Source organism: Treponema sp. UBA6852 (assembly GCA_002449305.1).
Classification (GTDB): Bacteria; Spirochaetota; Spirochaetia; order Treponematales; family Treponemataceae; genus Treponema_D.
The window spans coordinates 25,205-42,528 of record DKDI01000015.1 but is presented as its reverse complement, the minus strand read 5'-3'; the positions used below and the strand labels follow the sequence as shown (position 1 = coordinate 42,528).

Annotated in this window: 18 protein-coding genes; 1 reads left to right on the top strand and 17 read right to left on the bottom strand. The window is 40.8% G+C overall.

The features are described 5' to 3' along the window. Nucleotides 1–93: 93 nt before the first annotated feature. From B3209_RS03990 to B3209_RS03930, 13 genes are all read right to left on the bottom strand, one after another. Nucleotides 94–591 (bottom strand): universal stress protein, encoded by a 498-nt coding sequence (locus B3209_RS03990; protein ID WP_296662131.1) that lies wholly within the window; start codon nucleotides 589–591, stop codon nucleotides 94–96. Further along, nucleotides 588–1,211, bottom strand: coding sequence for a V-type ATP synthase subunit D (locus B3209_RS03985; RefSeq protein WP_296662130.1), 624 nt, complete (start codon nucleotides 1,209–1,211; stop codon nucleotides 588–590). The genes B3209_RS03990 and B3209_RS03985 overlap by 4 nt, the downstream gene beginning before the upstream one ends. Nucleotides 1,212–1,213: 2 nt before the next feature. Further along, nucleotides 1,214–2,599, bottom strand: coding sequence for a V-type ATP synthase subunit B (locus B3209_RS03980; protein WP_013701799.1), 1,386 nt, complete (start codon nucleotides 2,597–2,599; stop codon nucleotides 1,214–1,216). Beyond that, entirely contained in the window at nucleotides 2,596–4,386 is a 1,791-nt protein-coding gene (locus B3209_RS03975; RefSeq protein ID WP_296662129.1) for a V-type ATP synthase subunit A, read from the bottom strand. Before B3209_RS03975 ends, B3209_RS03980 begins: the two co-directional genes overlap by 4 nt. After that, nucleotides 4,383–5,021: a hypothetical protein gene (locus B3209_RS03970; protein ID WP_295796472.1), complete on the bottom strand. Its 639-nt coding sequence runs from the start codon at nucleotides 5,019–5,021 to the stop codon at nucleotides 4,383–4,385. Before B3209_RS03970 ends, B3209_RS03975 begins: the two co-directional genes overlap by 4 nt. A 160-nt stretch (nucleotides 5,022–5,181) precedes the next feature. Next, nucleotides 5,182–5,511 carry a V-type ATP synthase subunit F gene (locus B3209_RS03965; protein WP_013701802.1) on the bottom strand — a complete coding sequence of 110 codons (330 nt, stop codon included), beginning with the start codon at nucleotides 5,509–5,511 and terminating at the stop codon, nucleotides 5,182–5,184. A 76-nt stretch (nucleotides 5,512–5,587) separates the two neighbouring features. Then, the gene (locus B3209_RS03960; protein WP_013701803.1) at nucleotides 5,588–5,914 is read right to left on the bottom strand and encodes an ATP synthase subunit C; all 327 of its coding nucleotides are present in this window, start codon (nucleotides 5,912–5,914) and stop codon (nucleotides 5,588–5,590) included. Nucleotides 5,915–5,975: 61 nt separating this feature from the next. Then, nucleotides 5,976–7,964: a V-type ATP synthase subunit I gene (locus B3209_RS03955; RefSeq protein WP_296662128.1), complete on the bottom strand. Its 1,989-nt coding sequence runs from the start codon at nucleotides 7,962–7,964 to the stop codon at nucleotides 5,976–5,978. Continuing rightward, nucleotides 7,957–8,988 carry a V0D/AC39 family V-type ATPase subunit gene (locus B3209_RS03950; RefSeq protein ID WP_296662127.1) on the bottom strand — a complete coding sequence of 344 codons (1,032 nt, stop codon included), beginning with the start codon at nucleotides 8,986–8,988 and terminating at the stop codon, nucleotides 7,957–7,959. The genes B3209_RS03955 and B3209_RS03950 overlap by 8 nt, the downstream gene beginning before the upstream one ends. A 9-nt stretch (nucleotides 8,989–8,997) precedes the next feature. Further along, complete coding sequence (locus tag B3209_RS03945) at nucleotides 8,998–9,306, bottom strand: hypothetical protein (RefSeq protein ID WP_295796458.1); 309 nt, start codon at nucleotides 9,304–9,306, stop codon at nucleotides 8,998–9,000. 32 nt (nucleotides 9,307–9,338) lie between these two features. Beyond that, nucleotides 9,339–9,797 (bottom strand): PTS sugar transporter subunit IIA, encoded by a 459-nt coding sequence (locus tag B3209_RS03940; RefSeq protein WP_295796456.1) that lies wholly within the window; start codon nucleotides 9,795–9,797, stop codon nucleotides 9,339–9,341. A gap of 121 nt (nucleotides 9,798–9,918) precedes the next feature. Beyond that, nucleotides 9,919–10,260: a preprotein translocase subunit SecG gene (gene secG, locus B3209_RS03935; RefSeq protein WP_296662126.1), complete on the bottom strand. Its 342-nt coding sequence runs from the start codon at nucleotides 10,258–10,260 to the stop codon at nucleotides 9,919–9,921. 122 nt (nucleotides 10,261–10,382) lie between these two features. Then, on the bottom strand, nucleotides 10,383–11,123 hold the full coding sequence (locus tag B3209_RS03930; RefSeq protein WP_296662125.1) for a TatD family hydrolase: 741 nt from the start codon (nucleotides 11,121–11,123) through the stop codon (nucleotides 10,383–10,385). Nucleotides 11,124–11,250: 127 nt separating this feature from the next. On the opposite strand from B3209_RS03930, the gene B3209_RS03925 reads away from it, so the two are divergent. Next, complete coding sequence (locus B3209_RS03925; protein WP_295796449.1) at nucleotides 11,251–11,472, top strand: hypothetical protein; 222 nt, start codon at nucleotides 11,251–11,253, stop codon at nucleotides 11,470–11,472. Here the strand turns inward: B3209_RS03925 and miaA are convergent. From miaA to B3209_RS03905, 4 genes are all read right to left on the bottom strand, one after another. Next, a complete protein-coding gene (miaA, locus tag B3209_RS03920; RefSeq protein WP_296662124.1) occupies nucleotides 11,469–12,425 on the bottom strand; it encodes a tRNA (adenosine(37)-N6)-dimethylallyltransferase MiaA in 957 nt (318 codons plus the stop codon). The genes B3209_RS03925 and miaA overlap by 4 nt on opposite strands. Nucleotides 12,426–12,429: 4 nt before the next feature. After that, a complete protein-coding gene (locus B3209_RS03915) occupies nucleotides 12,430–13,677 on the bottom strand; it encodes a class I SAM-dependent rRNA methyltransferase (protein ID WP_295796442.1) in 1,248 nt (415 codons plus the stop codon). A gap of 112 nt (nucleotides 13,678–13,789) precedes the next feature. Beyond that, on the bottom strand, nucleotides 13,790–15,061 hold the full coding sequence (locus B3209_RS03910; protein ID WP_296662071.1) for a phosphoglycerate kinase: 1,272 nt from the start codon (nucleotides 15,059–15,061) through the stop codon (nucleotides 13,790–13,792). A gap of 94 nt (nucleotides 15,062–15,155) precedes the next feature. Further along, the gene (locus B3209_RS03905; RefSeq protein ID WP_296689908.1) at nucleotides 15,156–17,294 is read right to left on the bottom strand and encodes a tetratricopeptide repeat protein; all 2,139 of its coding nucleotides are present in this window, start codon (nucleotides 17,292–17,294) and stop codon (nucleotides 15,156–15,158) included. Nucleotides 17,295–17,324 lie beyond the last annotated feature (30 nt).

Genomic DNA, 17,324 nt, shown 5'->3' with positions numbered 1-17,324 from the left:
ACCGAGTTTCTTTCAAAAACATTGCAGAGTCTAGCCCGATAATGACACTAAATTATAAAATCGAATTTCAGACAGCCAAAAATATAAAAAAAACTAAACAAGCTTGAATTTCTGCTCAACATAAGGTTCGCGGACAACCATTACAGAACAGTGCGCGCTTCCTATTATTTCGCTGTCTTGAGAAGAAATCACATCGCGAGAAAGTGAAGAAAGATGGTCAAGATTTTTTGCTCCGCCCAAAAGTATAAGGTCAGCTTTGAATTCATCTGCGGCTGTGATAATTTCAGCCCAAACTGCACCTTTGCGAATTTCAGTTTCAATCTTTACGCCTTTTGACTTTGCAAGATCTGTTACATAATCCAGATTTTTTTCACTGTCAGACTCAAGGCTTTTTGCAATAGACTCGCCTTCCTGCGAAACCATAAATTTCTGCAAAGTGAGATACTTTATGGAAGCTGTGTCTACAACGCTTACAACTTTTACTGCGCATTTGTAGACTTTTGCCATAAGAATTGCGTACAAAACTGTATGAAGAGAAGAGCGAGAACCATTGTAGCCGACTACAATCCGCTGAAAAAGAGGTTTTATCATTTTTCACCCTGCCTTTTTTTTAAAGACTTCATAACGAAAACATTATCACGTTCTCGTTCCTCAAGAACACCTTCAATATACTTCACAGTTTCCTTGTCCTGCGGAATAACCGTTTTATCCAAAGCATTTACACGGCGCTGGGTTTTCTTGACTTCAAGAGCAAGCCTCCAGGCGACAGTTCTTATGCTCGCCATTTTTGTCAGAAGCGTCAAAAGCTCAAAAAAATCCGCCATGACTTCATCACTGTCTGCAAAAGTTCCCATAAAAGAAGAAAAAAGTCTTCTCTGCGGAAGATTCACATCGATGGTTGTAAAAGACATTCCTGCAATGACAGCCGGTTTCTTTGTAATTTCAAAATTATAGTCAATTCCGTGCGCAATCCGCTCTACACGGTCGCCGCCAACAGAAACAAGCATTTTTTTCAGCGCAGGATAGGCTTTATGAATGCACTTGTCAATCTGGTTTTCCAAAAGCTTAACTTGCTCAACAATTCGCATAAGCTCCATTACAAGAATTTCACGTTTTTGCTCAAGCAAGTCATAGCCTTCAGTGCTGATTGCCAGCTGCTCTTTTATTGCAAGAAGATTTGATTTTGTCGGAGCAATATTCAGTTTTGCCATAATCAGTTCTCTAAAGCTTTTGGAAGATACTTGTCAATCATTTCATTCTTGATTCTGTAAAGCTCTTCGCGCGGAAGAATACTAAGCATTTTCCAGCCTAAATCAAGAGTCTGATCTATTGAGCGGTCTTCATATTCGCCTTGGGTAAAGAATTTCGCTTCAAGCTCGTTTCCGAATTTCAAGTAGCACTGGTCAAGCTCAGAAAGCTCCTCTTCGCCAATAATAGAAGCAAGGTTTCGGATTGATTTTACTTTGCTGTAAGCGGCAAAAAGCTGGCTTGAAACAGGCGCATGGTCTTCGCGTGTCATGCCTTCACCAATTCCGTCTTTCATAAGGCGGCTCAAGCTAGGAAGTCCTGATACCGGCGGATACATTCCCTTCTGGCTCATCTCGCGGTCAAGAACAATCTGTCCTTCCGTAATATATCCTGTAAGGTCAGGAATCGGATGCGAAATATCATCGTTTGGCATAGAAAGAATAGGAATTTGCGTAATTGAACCTGTACTTCCCTGAATTTTTCCTGCACGCTCATAAAGCTCAGCCAAATTTGAATAAAGATATCCTGGATAACCTTTTCTTCCAGGAACTTCACCGCGTGTCGTTGAAATTTCACGCAAGGCTTCGCAATAGTTTGTCATGTCTGTCATAACGACAAGAACGTGCATATTGCATTCATAGGCAAGATACTCAGCGGCAGTAAGAGCGCATCTCGGCGTAATAATACGTTCAATAGAAGGCGCGTCAGCCAGTGACTGGAACATTACAACTTTTGACAAAACTCCAGACTCTTCAAAAGTATGCTTAAAGAATTGCGCAACATCGTATTTTATTCCCATGCCGGCAAAAACCATAACAAATTCTTCATTGCTATTTAGAATTTTTGCCTGACGGATAATCTGGGCAGCAAGCTTGTTGTGCGGAAGTCCGTTTCCAGAGAAAATCGGAAGTTTTTGCCCGCGAATCAAAGTGTTCATTCCATCAATTGAAGAAATTCCAGTCTGGATAAAATCGCGCGGATAAACACGTGCATAAGGATTTATAGGATTTCCGTTTACATTTACTTTTTTGTCCGAAATAATCTGCGGATAGCCATCTATAGGCTCGCCAAGTCCGTTAAAAATGCGTCCGAGAAGTCCTTTTCCAACACGAAGCTCCATTGGCTCTTCAAGGAATTCCACAGTTGTATTTTCCAAGTCAAGACCGGTTGTGCTTCCGAAAATCTGAACAATCGCAGTTTTTTCATTCAAATCAATAATTCGTCCAGTCTTTTTTTCACCGTTTTTATCGCGGACATAAACAACTTCGTCATAAGAGGAATTTTCACTGCGCTTTACAGCTACAATCGGTCCGTCAACAGAAGTCAGTCCAGTATATTCAATTCCTTTCATAGTGCAACATCCTTGCGGTACATTCTTTCAAGTTCCGCCATCTGGTCGTCAAGATGATTTTGAATAGTTGTAAGCTCGTCAAGCTTGTCGTTTGGAATTTCACTTTTTGCCCTGACTATTTCATTTCGCACAGGAAGCTCGGTAACTTTCAAAAGCGGACATCCAGATTTTATAACCTTTAACGCTTTTTCATAGAAAGTCATCATAAGCAAAAGTATATTTACCTGTTTTTCTGGAACTGCATAGGCATCGATTGAATCAAACGCATTCTGCTGCAAAAATCCATTTTTAATCATTTCACAAACAGTAAGAATAAGGCGATCGCTGTCCGGCAAAGCATCAGCACCAATCAAGCGTACAATCTGCTGAAGACGCTGCTCACGTTTGAGCAAATCCAAAGCCTGAACACGAATCGAAGACCAGCGAGGATCAAATTTGTCCCACCAGCCTTTAATTTCTGCAGCATATTCTGAATACGAATCAATCCAGCCAATAGCAGGATAATGGCGCGCGTTTGCAAGTTCACGGTCCAACGCCCAGAAACAGCGGATAAAACGTTTTGTATGCTGGGTTACAGGCTCAGAAAAGTCTCCGCCCGCAGGAGAAACTGCTCCAATAATAGAAACAGAGCCTTCTTTTCCGCACAAAGAATTAACACGACCGGCACGCTCATAAAATTCAGCAAGGCGAGTCGGAAGATATGCAGGATAACCTTCTTCAGCAGGCATTTCCTCCATACGACCGGAAAGTTCACGCAAAGCTTCTGCCCAACGGCTAGTTGAGTCCGCCATAATTGCAACGTGAAGCCCCATATCACGGTAATATTCGGCAAGTGTAATTCCTGAATAAAGTGAAACTTCGCGCGCCGCAACAGGCATATTTGAAGTGTTCGCAATCAAAATTGTGCGTTCCATCAAAGAACGTCCAGTACGCGGGTCTATCAAAGTCGGAAATTCAGTCAGAACGTCCGTCATTTCGTTTCCGCGCTCGCCGCAGCCAATGTAGACAATCAAGTCCGCATCGCACCATTTTGCAATCGCATGCTGAGTCATCGTTTTTCCAGTACCGAATCCGCCTGGAATTGCGGCTGTTCCGCCTTTTGAAAGAGGAAAGAATACATCGATTACACGAAGACCTGTAACAAGCGGCTGGCTTACTTCAAGTTTCTGTGCAAAAGGACGAGGTTTGCGCAAAGGCCAGTACTGGCTCATCGAAATATTTTCGCCAAGTTCTGTAGTAGCGATTGTCTCATCAATTGTATAAGAGCCTTTTCCTGCGAAAGTCTTTAGAACACGCCCGCGGATTGTCGGAGGAACCATTATTTTATGGACAACAGAACCTGTCTCCTGAACAGTTCCAAGAACCATTCCCGGAGCAATGGAAAGACCTTCGCACATTTCTTTTCCGTCGGAAGGGTGAGCTGCAGGAATAAATTCCCATTTCTTTTTATTGTCAATAGGTTCTGTGCGCTGGCCAGGGAGCAGAAAAACCCCGCCGTCTTCATACATTTCTTTTAAAGGACGCTGAATTCCATCGTAAATTGTGCCTACAAGCCCAGGTCCAAGTTTAAGTGAAAGAGGACGCTCGCTAGAAACAACCTGCTCGCCAACGTGCATTCCTGTAACATCTTCATAAACTTGAATTGTAGCTTTTCCTTCACTCTGGCGGATTATTTCACCAATAAGCTTTTTTTCGCCAACATCAACAACATCGTAAAGTCCGCATTTTTCAAGGCCTTCAGCATAGACTATAGGACCTGAAATTCGGGTTATTTTTCCAGTAATCATTCAGGCAACCTCCCGCCAAAAAGAGTCTTTGCAAGAAGTTCTCTTTTTTCGTCTAAAATTTCCTTTATTTTTTCATCAAGCGTCAAACGGCAAGTAACAGAACCGTCCAAAGCTTTCAGTATAATTCCTTCCTTTAAATTGAATCCTTCAAGGCTTTCGCGGGAAACAAGATGAACGTCTCCAGCCTCGCATGAAGAAAGATTCTGCGGAAAAACTTTTTTCAGCATAGATTCAGCATCAGAAAGATTGAATCCAACAACAACCGCTGAAATTTTCTTTTCCTGAATAGCTTTTTTTGCACGCTCGCAAAGACTTTGTATAACAAGAAGACGTTTTTTGTCTCCGATAGATTCAAAATACTTATCCATAGCTTCTATAATAGAGCCATAAATATAAGAAACCAAATAACGCTGCTTTTCAAGAGGAAGCGAAGCATTTATATTTTTTTCATAAACAGCAATTCCTTCCGCAGAGATTTTTTCTGCATCTGACTTCGCCTTTTCAATGCGGTCTTGAACTCCGTCAATGAGCTGCTTTGCGCTTTCGTCCGCTTTTGCAAGAATTTTTTCTGCTTTTTTTACACTGTCAGAACGAATTTCTTTGTCCAGAACTTCCGTTGAACGTAATTCTTCCATAAAAAAGTTTTCCTTGTATGGTTTCGGTATGAACCTTCCGCACAAAATGATTAGTTTTATAAGCCCTAAAATTCAGAACAAGGAGCAGAGATTTGCTGCATTTAAGCCATGCCTCTGAAATTTTTAGGTTTGCTTAAAAACCTAAATCGATGAATAAAATTTAAACTTGAATTCCAACTGCTTCTCGGATTGAATCAGTGAGAGTTTTTCTTCCCTGAATATGTCCCTGAAGCCCAGGAATTTCCACAATAAGAGGAGCTTTGCCGTGCATCTGCCAAGACTGAATTTCCTTGGACAGCATATCGGCTATGTCTTCCGTAAGAATGAGAACCTTTGGTATGTCGCCAACGGAGCCTACGGAAGAATTTTGTCCGGTTGCCTTGTTAAAAGCATCCAAAGCTTCCTGTCTGTTAGAAACAGCCTTGCCTTTTACGCCCGCAAGCATAAAGCCAAGAATCAGTTCCCGTTCTCCAATTACAAAATATTCCATGGTTTTGCTTTTTATGCCAGACTGAATTTTCAACAGTTAAACTGACAAAAATTCAGCCTTCAGCAAAAAAATTCTATTACATTATCATAATGAACAAAGCAACAAGGAATCCCCAAAGACAAATACCTTCAGCAAGACCTACGAAAGGAAGCGCCTTTCCAGAAAGCTCTGCGTTTTCGCTCATTGCTCCCATAGCAGCTGAACCAATCTTTCCAACAGCAGAACCGCCGCCAATACAAGCAATTCCAACAGCAAGAGCAGCAGCTACATATTTTATAGCTCCAGCATTAGAAGCCGCCTGTTCTACAGCCTGCTCTTCAGGAACAGAAGAAGCCTGCGCAAAAACGCCAGCAACAGCAACCAAAAGCATCATTGAGAGAGCAACCAAAAATTTCTTGTTCATAATAAAAACCTCTTGTTCTAAAAATTCTATAAATAAACTGCAAAAAGCAGCTGTATACAAATTAAACTGTCTCTTTATAAACAAAAGAGAACGGCTTGAATTCACGTCCTGTCTCGCTAAAGAATTTTGAGAAGAACTCGTAATACTGAAGACGCACAACCTGAATTGCAACAATCATTCCTTCAAGAACTACAACAATAGCATTTCCCAAAATGGCCACAGCAATTCCGCCTGCGCCAGGAGCAAGCTCAACAAAAGTGTTGATAATATATCCCAAAACTGCGTGGGCAAGAGCAAATGCGCCTACACGGACAAAACTCACTGTATTTGAAAGATAGGAAGAAATCACTTCGATTATTTCAACTACAGCGCCAATAACCGCACTAAAAAGACCGTTTTCCAAAATAGGACGCTCGCCGTCAACAAGCCTTTGGAATATCTCAGAACAAGCAGTCAAAAACAACGAAACTGCTATAACAATCCAGTCATAGGCAGCTGGAACATGCTTGAACATCGCAACTCTAACCGCAAAAATAATCACATACCAGAAGAAAACCGCGCCTGAAATTCCAGTTTTTCCAAACAAAGCCTTTCCAATCCGGCGCAACGAAAACTGATTTATTATATTTATTATAAGTCCGCAGCTATTGATTATAAATCCTATTGAAATTGTAAATCCAAAGAACGTAAACATTCTAATTATAGAAGCAGGATCATTTGAAGGCATCATGTGCAGAATAGGAGCGCGCGGAGTTCCAAAAAGCCCTGTAACCCACAACGCAAACGGACGCAGCAAAGTTTCATTTGCAAAAAACTCGCCGGTAAGAAGTCCCATAATCGTACTGCTTATTCCTATGCAGCAGAAAATTCCGCCGAATTTTTCCCAGCCTGAAATCTTAATTTTTTTAAGGCAGCAAAGAATTCCTATTATAAGGAAGCACAAACCTTGTCCCGCGTCTCCAAACATAATTCCAAAAAGAACCGTAAAGAACAAAGCCACAAACGGAGTCGGATCAACAGTTCCGTATAAAGGCGAACCATAGCTGAAAATCATGCGTTCAAAGCTAGAAACAATTTTTCCATGCTTAACTTGAACCGGAACTTTTTCCTGCCCTGAAACAACAGAAGGAACTTCAGTTGGCAAAAACTCACGGATTCCAGCCCGGCTTTGTGTAAGCTCGTCCAAATCCTTCATTACTTTTCTAATAAGATAAGCCGGAATCCAACCAGTTATTCTATAAACAAATTCTGTTGATTCAAGAGAATTTTCCACAGAATAAATCTGGCTTCCAACTGAATAAATCTGCAAAAGCCTGAAAAGCTCGTCTTTGTGGGTTTCCGCAAAATTACGGCGTTCAGTCTGAATTTCTTCAAGAGCAGCAGCAGCTTCTGTTTTATTCCGCTCCAAAGTAAGCAGAACTTCATCAGGAATTCCTTTAAAATCTTTTGGAACCTGAAGCTCTGTAAATCCGGCTTCCTTAAGTTCTCCGTCCAATGCAAAACGAGCTTTTTTTGACGAAGCGGCAAGAATTCTTGAATTATCATCGCCAAGCCTTACAATAATTCCACGTGAGCCAAGGCGAGCTTTTAAATCATCGATTTTTTCAGGATCAATTTTTCCAATTCGCAAAGTAAGAAAGGAAAGAGACTCAAGATCTGAATAAGAAACTTTCAAATTTGCAAAAGCCAAAGCCTCTCTATATGCGGAAACTGCCCTTTTTTCCTCGTCAGCAGCAGTAAGCTCTTTTTTATGAATATCTTCAACTGAATCAATAATTTTTGTTGCGCTTTCAAAATCAGCATCAGAAGGAAGAGGAACAGAACCTTTATATCCGTCCAAGTCAGGCAAATCCAAAGCCGCCCTAACCTGCTGAAGCCGCTCAAAAACAGAAGCGTCCGGATTAAGTCTTTTTGCAGAATCGGAAGAATCAGAAGAAAATTCCTGTTGAAACTGAAATTCGCCCAGCTCGCCAAGGTATTTAAGAACAGAATGTATATCTTCCCGCAAAACCATAAGCTCAATAAGACGCATTGTGGTTGTTCTAGCCATTTATTACCTCCAAGGCTCCAGTCATCTGCATAGCCTGCGATGAATCTATGCTAAGCCGCAGACTTTCAGAAGCCGTGCGGATATTATCAAGTTCGTTTCTTTTTATAATAAACCAGCAAACAATCGGACAAGCCGTAAACGGATATTTATGGAAAAGTTTGTATGCTTTTTTTACATAAAGACTTTTATACGAATTAGAAATCCATCTAGGATCTATTGTCCATATAACGCCTTCTTCATGCGGATTTAAAAGCCTGCTGTATTTCCAGTTTTTCCAAGCATCGTAATTGTCCAATTCCCAATCCAAAGTTCTTATAGCTTCATAGGCAAGAGGGTCAGAAATTTCTTTTTTTTCCGTTGAATAAGCCAAAAGCGGAATAATCTCTTCTTTTTGCATTTTATAATAAAAACGAAGCCGGATTGCCCAGACAATATTGTCTATCCTGATTTTTTCACCAATTAGCTTAAGAATTTCTTCCCTGCAAGATGAATGAACCTGCTTTGCGGCATTCCAAAGAGACATAATATAATGGCAGTCAAGGTTGTAATTCGCCAAATGCTGCTCAGAAACGGGAGGAATGTTATTATACCAAGAAAGCGGTCCGCCAGATGTAATTGAAGCGATGTCCGGCCATTTATCATAATTTATTATATTAAAAGGTGTTATCTTTTGAATATCAGGGATTTTCTTTTCTCCAAGCGAAAGAGAAGCCGAAATGTCCTTTAAATTTTCATAATCAAAACTTCTAAGCAAAGTTAAAACAATATCATCCGGCTCTGAATAATTTCCAACAAGTTTTTTATAGTCGTAAATAAAATGCTCAAAAGCTTCCTGTTCCAAAGCATGAGCCAAAAGAGTTTCTGGAACAACAGGAACTTCTTTCTTGAACAAAAAAGCCCACAGTTCTTGCAATGTGTGAAAAGAAAACAACTGCCTTGCGCGTTCCCCAACATAAGACCGGGCAAGCATGCCGCTAGCTTTTGCATAAACATAAGAATCAGCGGCGGACTTATCCATTGCCATATCGTTCTCCTATGAAAAAAGAATTTTATCCATAAGAGCGTTAAAAGATGTATAATCCTTTTCGCTTGAATTCAAGTTCTGCTTATAAGATTCTATATCTGCAGAATGTTTTTTCTCTATAGCGGATTTTGTATCTTTTTCTTTCTGCTCAATTTCAGAAACAACAGCGGAATACTTAGCCTTGAATTCAGATTCAGCCTGAGAGCGTGCAGCGGCAATTTTTTCATCTGCCCTTTTCTGCGCATCAAGCACTGTTGTAGAAGCTTCTTTTTCTACATCAAGAAGATGTGTAATAATATCAATTTCTTCAGCAGCCATTATGTACTCCAAATAAAATGTTTTATCTCATTCTATTGAGATTCAGCTTCGCATAAAGCATCGAATATTTCTTGCGATGAAGTCTTTTCAAACAGTTTTGTCATAAAAAGCGGATCTTGCAAAACAACAGCAAGTTCTTTTAAAATCTCAAGAAGAAGATTGTTGTCATTCGGACCGCATAAAAGCATAAACACAAGATTTACAGGAGAACCGTCCAAGGCATCATAATCAATACCATTGCGGCTTATTCCTATTGCGCCAACGCAGCCTTTTACAGAACTGCAAATTCCATGCGGAACAGCAACGCCGTGCATTATGCCAGTGCTCATCTGGGCTTCACGTGCATGAAGAACAGACAGAGCATCATCTCTGCCTACTTCTGGATGTTCAGAATGGATAACTTGCACCATTTCCTCAAAAAGCTCGTCTTTATCTTCGCTTTCAAGGTTTACAATTATGCTTTTAGGAGAGAAAATTTTTGCGAAAACCATATTACCATCCTTAAACAATTCGCTGGCTCAAAACTGTTCGATTTTTAGTTTTTTGCAGTCTTGATTCCAACGCATTTTCGGTTTGTAATAACCCCTAATAAAGCCGCCAAAAACAACAGCTTTATTTTTCAGCAGGAGCAAGTTCCTCCTGAAGCCAACTTCCATTATCTTCTGAAGAAGTCTGTTCTCCCTGAACTTCCTTTACAGTAGATGACAAGTCTTCTTTAGCAGGAGCTTTGTTCAAAAGTGAAATTCCAAAAGCAGTTACAAAGAACAATGCGGCAAGAACACCAGTTGTCTTTGTAAGAACACTCGCTGAGCGGGCGCCAAAAGCTGTAGACTGTCCGCCGCCAAAAGCACTTCCCATGCCGTTATTTTCTTCATTTTGAACAAGAACAAGAAGAACTAAAAGTACACAGATAATTACAAACGCAATGAGAAGGATTGTTTTTAAAACAGCCATTTTTTACTCCAAACACCGGGCATTCCCGGCAAAATTCATTTTTAGTCTCATTATAATAATGAAATATTTCCGTTAGGTCAATTAAGAATTATAAAAACAGCACGGACTTTGAAAGGCAGTTTTTACAAGGAATTTAAATTCGAAACACCAAACGCAGTAAAGAAATTTTTGAACATACAAGCTTCAAGAGTTTCCATATTCATGCCGCGGATTTCGCAAGCCTTTTCATAAATCTGTTTAATTTGCAGCGGAGATGTTTTTTCTTCGCCTTTTAAAGTCTGGTACGGAGCGTCTGTTTCCAAAAGAATTTTTTCTAGCGGAAGTTCTTTTACACAGCCAATTGATTTTTTGTTTCCGTTTAGCAAAGGCTTTCCAAAAGAAAAATACGCGTTTATTCCGTGATTCAAAATTGAAGCGGCATCTCTTGCAGTAAAAGCAAATGAATGAAAAACAACCGAAGCGCATTTTTTTAATCCAGCTGAATAAAAGAACACAAGATCCAGTGCCTTTCTGTCATGAACCACAAGAGGAACTTTATGCTCCGTGGCAAGCTCAAGGCACACTTCAAATGCTTTTTTCTGTTGAACTATGCAGGATTTTAGTTCCGGCGTAAAAAAGTCAAAGCCAGTTTCTCCAAGCGCAATGATTCTTTTTTGAGGCAAAAGGGTTTCTAAAAAATCAGCATTTTCAAGCAAAGGCTTCTGCGGATGAAGGCCAAATGCGCATAAAACTTTTCCGCTGCTTTTTAAAGCAATTTCTTCCTGAATAAAAAATTCTTTTTTTGAATGAGCGCATGAACAGCAAAAATGAGCCGGAATAAAGTTTTCACATTCGGCGATATGCAAATGGGAATCGCAAAGCATTAATCAAAGCCTCCAAACAAATAAAAAGCTAAACACATTCATTAAAAAACCGAAAATATAATAAGGCTAAGGAATTTTTTCCGTATTCAAGCAGCATTGCTTATAATACTAAAGCGAGGTGCAATTTATGGCATACTACACACTTAAAACCATAGCAAAGACAAACGATTACATGGCAGTCCTAAAAGAAACAGAAGACGGATACGTTGTGCGCATTGTAAGAGACAAAGACGGCTACGATGAAATAACAACAGACTTCATCTCACGCACATTGTTCGAATCTTGCCTTAGAACCGGCTACCTTACAAAAATTGAAGAGCCTGCTGCAAAGATGGCTGTAAACGCCTAAAATTCAGGCACATACTTTTCAATTAATTCAACAGCAGACAAATACCTAGCTTCCTTGCTGCTTTTGCGGGGAAGCCAATGTATTTTTACGCCCTTACGCTCCATTCCGCGGAACCAAGTTTCCTGCCGTTTTGCAAAATGCCGTATAGAAGCGCACAGCTGATTTTCCATTTCTTCCTTTGAACTGATTTTTCCTTCCAAATAGAAACTTACAAATCTGTATTCCAGTCCAAGTTTTTCAAGACGTTCCCATGAATATTGCTTGTGAAGATTTTCAACTTCATCTATCATGCCTTCTTGAATTCTTTGACGAAGCCGGATTTCAATATTTTTGTAAAGTTCATCTCTGTTCAAAGTTGTGCCAATTACAAGCGGCTCGATTTTTGGGCGGCTCAAAAGCTCACTTCTTGCCTTTATTCCTTCTGGACTAATTTTGAAAAGTTCAATCTGCAAAGCCTTTACAACACGTTCCTTTATAGCAAGATCACTTTTGTTGTGCAGTTCAGGCTTAAGAGATAAAAGCATAGCTCCAAGTTCCTCAAGCGATTTTTTTTCAAGTTCTTTTTTCTGCTCAAGGTTTTCTGGAACGGTAAGAAGATCGTAGCCTCGCACAACGGAATCAAGATACATTCCAGTTCCGCCTGCTACAAACGCAAATTTTCCCTGCGCTTTAAGAGAATTGAAAGTTCTGTAAAAATCCTGCTGAAAACAAAACACATTGTATTCAGAGTCTAAAGTCGCAATGTCTATAAGATGATAGGGAATTTGCCTTCCATTCACATAATATTCAGACAAATCTTTTCCGCTTCCAAGATCAAGACCTTTGTACACTTGCCTTGAGTCCGCAGAAATTATATCCCAGCCGAATTTGTCTGCAAGGCGCACCGCAATGGCAGTCTTTCCCACAGCGGTAGGTCCAAGCAGAACAACGCAGTTTACATTTTTTTCCTGCATCAAATTAAATCACCCTGCACACGGCGCACTTAAGATATTCGCTCTTAGGATAGCCCAAAAGAATTGGATGGTCAGAAGCCGCTCCAAGTTTTTCCAAGACCTGAACACGTTTATGGCTGTCCATCGCTGAATGCATGAGCATTGAATAAAATGTATTTTCATCAAAATAGTGAGAACAAGAGCATGAAACAAGAATTCCGCCTTCATTAAGAATTCTCATGGCACGCAAATTTATTTCCTTGTAGCCGCCGTAAGCTTTTTCGATATTTCCTGCTTTTTTGGTAAATGCCGGAGGATCAAGAATAATCACATCGAACTTTTCACCGCTAGCTTCATACTGCTTAAGAAGGTCAAACACATCCGCGCAAACAGCCTTCATTTTTTCTTCAGCACCATTAAGCGCAATGTTTTTTTCAACCATATCAACGGCTTCCTGCGAAATATCCACACTTATAACTTCGCGTGCGCCTGCTTTTACGGCATTAAGACCAAACGCACCTGTATGTGTGAAAGTGTCCAAAACTTTTTTTCCGTGGCAGAACTTTTTAATTTTTTCTCTATTGAATTTCTGGTCAAGGAAGTAGCCAGTTTTTTGACCGCGGGCAATGTCAACAAGCAAAAGCACTCCGTTTTCTTCTATTTCAATTACTTCCTGCCCTGCCTTGCCAATCCAGCCGGATTTTTCTTCAAGCCCTTCTTTTTCACGCACAGCAGCATCGCTTCTTTCATAAATAAAATCAGGCTTTACAAAGTCTTTTAGCGCACCAAGAATTTCATTTCTGAATTTTTCACATGCAAGCGCCAAAAACTGAACAACAAGATACAGTTTGCCTTTTGAAACATATTTTTCCACAATAAGCCCAGGAATAAAATCAGCCTCGCCAAAAACAAGGCGGCAGCTGTCATCGCTTTTAAAGCTAAGATTTCGAATATTAACAGCATCCCGGATTTTCTTTGCCCAAAAACCTTTCATGTCTTCCAAGATTTTATCAGCGTGCAAAGAAGAAATCATGCGCACTGTAATTTTCGATTTTTTATTTATTACACCGCTGCCAAGAAAACCTCCGGCATTAGAACAGACTTCAACAATAGTTCCGTCCTCTACAGCGCATTCTTCAAGAGGCGAAGTTTTCATGCCTTCATCAAGCGGAAACTTTACAGTTGAAATTTCATTATCATAAACCCACGGAAATCCCTGAGAAATCTCACGGTCTTCTTTAGGCTTTAACATAATTCTTACAGTTTTATTCATTTTTAATATCCCTTAAAAAAAAGCCCTGCGGCTTGCGCAGAGCTTTTCTTTTTCTGCCGGATTCCCCTGCAAGGCAGGAGAATGACACTTTGTTTTAAACGGAATCCCGCAATTATTTTGTAGCTAAAATAGCTATACCTGGCAAGGTCTTTCCTTCGAGAAGTTCGAGGGAAGCGCCGCCGCCTGTTGAAACGTGGCTCATCTTGTCTGCAAGGTGGAACTTGTTTACAGCGGCAACAGAATCTCCGCCGCCTACAACTGTCATCGCGCCGCGTCCTGTAGCTTCCGCAACAAGATGTGCAACGGCTTCAGTTCCCTTTGCGAACGCGTCGAATTCAAATACTCCGACAGGTCCGTTCCATACGATTGACTTTGCCTCGCCGATTGCCTTCTTGTATTCTTCAACAGTCTTAGGTCCGACATCCATAGCCATAAGGTCAGAAGGAATGTCAACTCCGTCAACTGCGACAGGTTTTGCATCTGCACTGAATTCTGCCGCTCCAACGTGGTCAACAGGAAGAAGAATCTTTACGCCCTTTGCGTCAGCGTCTGCAAGAAGCTTCTTTGCTGTGTCGATGAAGTCGTCCTCAACAAGAGATTTTCCGACACTGTGTCCCTGTGCCTTGAGGAATGTGTATGCCATTCCGCCGCCGATAACAAGATACTTTGCATTCTTGAGAAGCGATTCCAGAACGGCGATTTTTGAGGAAACCTTCGCGCCGCCGATAATGGCAACCATTGGCTTTGGAGGATTTGTAACCATAGGCTCAAGATATTTAACTTCTTTTTCCATGAGGAATCCGCCGACAGGCTGCTCTTTCATGAATTTTGCGATTGTAGCTGTTGAAGCCTGATCGCGGTGCGCTGTTCCAAAAGCGTCGTTTACAAAGATGTCTCCGTAAGTTGCAAGCTCTTTTGCCATTGTCTCGCGCTCAGCTGCATCCTTGGAAGTTTCTTCCTTGTGGAAGCGCACGTTCTCAAGCATTGCGACTGCTCCTTCTGGAAGAGCGTCGATTGCATCTTTCTGTCCGAGAGCGTCCGGAAGGAATGTAACTGGCTTTCCGAGCTTTTCAGAAAAATATTTTACGACTGGAGCCATGCGGTTCTTTCCGTTGATGAATTTTTCTGAATCAGCTTCAGTCCAAGTCTTTCCAGCTTTCTCAGCTTTTTCCTGAGCCTTCTTTACGTCCTTTTTTGGATCTCCGAGGTGGCTCATAAGAACGAGCGAGCGCGGATTCTGCTCAAGAATATATTTGATTGTAGGAAGAGCCGCCATGATACGTGTGTCGTCCTGAACAACTCCGTCCTTCATAGGAACGTTGAAATCAACGCGCATGATGATGCGCTTGCCTTTAAGATCAACATCTTTTACTGTCTTAATCATATAAAATATCCTCCATGGAATTTTGTACTTATGTTGCAAAAATAATATAACAAATCCGCAATTGTTTCAACTTTTCAATATGAAGAAACTCATGCTAAATAATCGTTCTTATCAAGTGAATCAAATCGTTTTCTCTTGAAGCCGGACGAAGCGATTCTTTTAAAGATTCAAGCTCAGCTTTTTTTGCCTCTTCTGTTGCAGGATCTCCGCTTGCATTTGCAGCAGGGCGGTTGTCTAGCGCAGAAGTTTCTTCCTTTTCAGGATTTTTTGTAAGGACTATTTCATCGCCAACATTCAGAGTGTCATAAAATCCATTTTTCTTATAAACGCCTTCTGAAATTTCCTCGTCTGAATTTTCAACTTTAAATGTTCCAAGAAAATCTTTTTTGTTATACGAAACTCCAGGTCCTGAATCCTTTGTTATGACACTTCCCTTGCGGACAATATCGAACTCAGAATCTTTTGAAACTCCGTCATTTTTTCCAAGGTCAACAAGAAGCTGCCCATGAACATTGCGCAAAACTTTTCCGCGGATTGGAAGAATATCCAAAACACCCTGCCTGAATCTTTGCAAAGCGCGCGCCATGCAGTCATTTCCAGTTCTGTAAACGAGAATTTCAGAAGTCTTGGTTCCTGTTCTAGCTGAATAAATAACGGCATCAAGAGAATATGTGCGTTCAGTTTCAGAAGCGTTCAAAATAATAAAATAGTCGCGCCCGGAATTTCTTGCAAGCCGGAACGCCTCGCCATAACCGCTAACAGGTTCTGACTGAACATCAACATAAGCAGAAGGAACTCCGTTAAAAACATCTTTTGCAGCTAGCGCAGAAATTTCCTCCAAGTCGGCATGAAACAACTGAACCATTTTTTTTGTATAATAAATTCCAATGTTCCATCTTGTCTTGTCCAAATAAAACGGATCTACATTCCAGCGGGAAGCTATGTTGTTCCGCAAAAGACTTTCGTAAACTTCAATTGCATCATCGTTCTTTATTTGCTCACGTGTTCGTTTTGGAACAGGTGAATTTTCGTTTGTCTGAATTTCTTCTGTTGACGCATAAGCTTCATTTTCCCTTATGAATTTCAGCTGCTGAAGATAAAGTTCGTAGTGCCCGTCGCGCTCAAGCATATCGGCAAAAGACTGCCTGATTTTATTGTTAAGCGGAGAAACTGAAAGCGCTTTTTGATACTCGTAGCGTTCTGCAATTCCATCAAAGTTGCGGCCATATTCTTCCGCCTTTGCTGAATGAAAAACAGCCCAAGTGTTCCGCCTTGCATCTTCAATTGAAAGATAGCCTCCTGCAAGCTGCTCAAGCGCATTCCGCATAATTTCATCTTGCGGCGCAATTGAAAGTCCAGTTTCGTAAGTTTCAATCGCATCTTCATTCTTGCCAAGTTTTTGAAGTGAACGGCCTTTTAAATACCAGGCGTCAACAGAATCTCTATTCCGCCCGATTCTAAAGTCGCAAATATCAATGACTTCATTGTAGCGTTTCTGGGCATAAAGAATTCCAGCTAAAAGAGAATATGCCTTGTCAAAGTTTCCGTTTATAAGAACCGCACTTCTTGCACGCTGCTCTGCGGTTTTATAGTCTCCGCTTTTTGCAGAAAGATACGCCGCCATATAATGAACTTCCGGCTCACCGCTATAAAAAGAAAGCGCCTGCCTTATATAGTTTTCAGAAACTTCTGGCTTTCCCATTTCCGCGCTTACAAGAGCAAGACTTAAAAGAGCTTTTCTATTTGAAGCGTCGCGCTTTAAAGCATCCTGATAGCGGCTCTCCGCAACAGTAAGACGACCATCAAGCAAATCAAGCTCGGCAAGTCCGAACCTTGCATTTACGTCATTTGGATATTTTTTTAAAATCTGATTGAAAACATCTTTTGCCTCGTTAACTCTTCCAAGCGAAATCAAAGACAAGCCTTTTAAATTCTGTATATCACTGAAATTGCGCGCATATTTTGAAGATTCGTCCGCATACTGAACAGAAAGGTCATAGCTTCCAAGCGCGTAATGGCAAAGCGCAAGATTGTAAAGAGCGTCTCCGTACTGCGGATTCAGCAAAAGAGCTTCCTGGTAAAGGTCAACCGCGTCAAACCACTTGCTCTGCTGCTGAAGTTCCTGCGCCTGATTAAAAAGCTCCAATGCAGATTTCTTTTGAGCGCATAGAGGATATGCAAAAATCAAAAGCAGAAAAGCAAGTGTAAAACTATGAAAAATATTTCTTTTCATTTTAACTCCGTGGAAACTCTTAAAAATAAT

Excerpts from the sequence above, each read along its gene's own strand:
- B3209_RS03980 (WP_013701799.1), bottom strand. The coding sequence starts at position 2,599 with ATGAAAGGAATTGAATATACTGGACTGACTTCTGTTGACGGACCGATT.
- B3209_RS03970 (WP_295796472.1), bottom strand. The coding sequence starts at position 5,021 with ATGGAAGAATTACGTTCAACGGAAGTTCTGGACAAAGAAATTCGTTCT.
- B3209_RS03945 (WP_295796458.1), bottom strand. The coding sequence starts at position 9,306 with ATGGCTGCTGAAGAAATTGATATTATTACACATCTTCTTGATGTAGAA.
- B3209_RS03965 (WP_013701802.1), bottom strand. The coding sequence starts at position 5,511 with ATGGAATATTTTGTAATTGGAGAACGGGAACTGATTCTTGGCTTTATG.
- B3209_RS03930 (WP_296662125.1), bottom strand. The coding sequence starts at position 11,123 with ATGCTTTGCGATTCCCATTTGCATATCGCCGAATGTGAAAACTTTATT.
- B3209_RS03960 (WP_013701803.1), bottom strand. The coding sequence starts at position 5,914 with ATGAACAAGAAATTTTTGGTTGCTCTCTCAATGATGCTTTTGGTTGCT.
- B3209_RS03950 (WP_296662127.1), bottom strand. The coding sequence starts at position 8,988 with ATGGCAATGGATAAGTCCGCCGCTGATTCTTATGTTTATGCAAAAGCT.
- B3209_RS03955 (WP_296662128.1), bottom strand. The coding sequence starts at position 7,964 with ATGGCTAGAACAACCACAATGCGTCTTATTGAGCTTATGGTTTTGCGG.
- B3209_RS03905 (WP_296689908.1), bottom strand. The coding sequence starts at position 17,294 with ATGAAAAGAAATATTTTTCATAGTTTTACACTTGCTTTTCTGCTTTTG.
- B3209_RS03925 (WP_295796449.1), top strand. The coding sequence starts at position 11,251 with ATGGCATACTACACACTTAAAACCATAGCAAAGACAAACGATTACATG.
- B3209_RS03910 (WP_296662071.1), bottom strand. The coding sequence starts at position 15,061 with ATGATTAAGACAGTAAAAGATGTTGATCTTAAAGGCAAGCGCATCATC.
- B3209_RS03985 (WP_296662130.1), bottom strand. The coding sequence starts at position 1,211 with ATGGCAAAACTGAATATTGCTCCGACAAAATCAAATCTTCTTGCAATA.
- B3209_RS03915 (WP_295796442.1), bottom strand. The coding sequence starts at position 13,677 with ATGAATAAAACTGTAAGAATTATGTTAAAGCCTAAAGAAGACCGTGAG.
- B3209_RS03975 (WP_296662129.1), bottom strand. The coding sequence starts at position 4,386 with ATGATTACTGGAAAAATAACCCGAATTTCAGGTCCTATAGTCTATGCT.
- miaA (WP_296662124.1), bottom strand. The coding sequence starts at position 12,425 with ATGCAGGAAAAAAATGTAAACTGCGTTGTTCTGCTTGGACCTACCGCT.
- secG (WP_296662126.1), bottom strand. The coding sequence starts at position 10,260 with ATGGCTGTTTTAAAAACAATCCTTCTCATTGCGTTTGTAATTATCTGT.
- B3209_RS03940 (WP_295796456.1), bottom strand. The coding sequence starts at position 9,797 with ATGGTTTTCGCAAAAATTTTCTCTCCTAAAAGCATAATTGTAAACCTT.
- B3209_RS03990 (WP_296662131.1), bottom strand. The coding sequence starts at position 591 with ATGATAAAACCTCTTTTTCAGCGGATTGTAGTCGGCTACAATGGTTCT.